General features: G+C 63.5%; 2 protein-coding genes and 1 pseudogene. All 3 read left to right on the forward strand.

Going from position 1 to position 1,215, the window contains the following annotated elements:
* A partial coding sequence (locus tag GRX31_RS30355) for a transposase (RefSeq protein WP_160854899.1) occupies nucleotides 1–290 on the forward strand: 290 nt, incomplete at its 5' end.
* A gap of 160 nt (nucleotides 291–450) precedes the next feature.
* Nucleotides 451–747, forward strand: a pseudogene (locus GRX31_RS30360) (YkvA family protein); the annotation flags it as partial.
* Between the two features lie 285 nt (nucleotides 748–1,032).
* A partial coding sequence (locus GRX31_RS30365) for a hypothetical protein (RefSeq protein ID WP_160856255.1) occupies nucleotides 1,033–1,215 on the forward strand: 183 nt, incomplete at its 3' end.

The following is a 1,215-nucleotide window of genomic DNA, read 5'->3' on the forward strand; positions in this document are numbered from 1 at the left end:
GGCGCCCCCGCAAAAGACCATCGAAGTTGCACGCCGACAAGGGCTATGACTACAAGCGTTGCCGTGCGCACTTGAGACAACGGGGCATCGCCAGCCGCATTGCCAGGCGAGGCGTTGAGAGTAGCGAGCGACTGGGCAAGCATCGCTGGGTGGTGGAGCGGACTCATGGATGGTTTGCAGGCTTTGGCAAGTTGCGAATCCGCTTTGAACGACGGCTGGATATCCACGAAGCGCTGCTAAAACTGGCAGCGGCGATCATCTGTGCACGCTTCGTGGATCGGTGGTGTTAGCCACTCTAATGTGGGGCTGCTTCCCTTCGGGTTGCCCGGCTGCGGGGCCGTCTGCGGCGTTGCACGCGCTTGCAAGGCACGGGCCTTGCTGCGCACGCGCGCCTTGCATACAACCCCGCAGCCGGGCAACGCGATCCCCAGATTAGTGTGAACAGGCCCTAAGACCCTGGGCGCCTTTGTGGTCGCCTACGCCCTGAGCCCCATCGACCTGATCCCCGACTTCATCCCCGTGCTGGGCTATGTGGATGACGTCCTGCTGCTGCCCGCGCTGATCTGGCTTGCCGTGCGGCTGCTTCCCCCGGCCGTGGTGGCCGACAGCCGCCAGCAGGCCGAGGCCTGGATGCAGGCCCAAGGCTGCAAGCCCCGAAGCCATGCCGGAGTCGCCTTGGTGGTGGGCGTCTGGCTATGCGTTTGCGTGAGGGCCTTCCTTGTGTTCCGAGGGCGCTGGGGTCTTTGAGCGCGGCGCCTCGCTGGCTGAGCGGCGGCGGGCGGGCAACAGTCAGGATGCGGGCGCTGCGCCAGGGCGCTGTATCATCTCGCCCAGGTGCTGAACACACCTTCACAGGCGGTCCCGCCACACTCCCGAAAGCAGTTGGACGTACTCACAGGAGGCCTTATGGCTGCTTTCCTTGCGGGCGTATCAATGCCCGAGCCCTCTCCCAATCCTTTGCGTGGTCCCGCGCTTCGAGCGCATGGGCATTCCTTTGCATCAGCCGACAAGCGTGCTCATTGAGGAGTTGCCATGCTGTACTTTCAACTTTCCGAGCCGGAGTACAACAGCCTGCGGCGCGTGCAGGATCAGTTGGGGCTGATTTCCAGTTTGATCATTGGCGCCTACCCGGGGCATGCCTTGGAGCCGGTGACTCCTGGGCAATTGCTTGCGTTTATTCAGGCGCAGGAGGAGGCGATTGAGGGGGTGATGGGG

The organism is Delftia sp. CH05, from assembly GCF_009827015.1.
In the GTDB taxonomy this organism is placed as follows: Bacteria; Pseudomonadota; Gammaproteobacteria; order Burkholderiales; family Burkholderiaceae_C; genus Comamonas; species Comamonas tsuruhatensis.